The 256-nt window shown below is 49.6% G+C and carries 1 rRNA gene; it reads left to right on the forward strand.

Features of this window, described 5'->3' with window-relative positions:
• Positions 1 to 147: 147 nt before the first annotated feature.
• Positions 148 to 256: ribosomal RNA gene (locus DPV79_RS41840) — 23S ribosomal RNA — on the forward strand; the annotation flags it as partial.

The following is a 256-nucleotide window of genomic DNA, read 5'->3' on the forward strand; positions in this document are numbered from 1 at the left end:
AGCGGAAGCGTCTTGAGATGGACGTGGAAACTATCCGGGTTGTGATTGTATCGATGTATCTCAAGATGATTCGAACTCTAAGTTTGACTCAATTGGAATACGGCACAACGCGAGAACTCAACCTGTAACGAGACAGACTCGTTATAGGGTCAAGCGAACAAGTGCATGTGGTGGATGCCTTGGCGATCACAGGCGATGAAGGACGCGGTAGCCTGCGAAAAGCTACGGGGAGCTGGCAAACAAGCTTTGATCCGTA

It is taken from the genome of Burkholderia reimsis (assembly GCF_003294055.1).
Classification (GTDB): domain Bacteria; phylum Pseudomonadota; class Gammaproteobacteria; order Burkholderiales; family Burkholderiaceae; genus Burkholderia; species Burkholderia cepacia.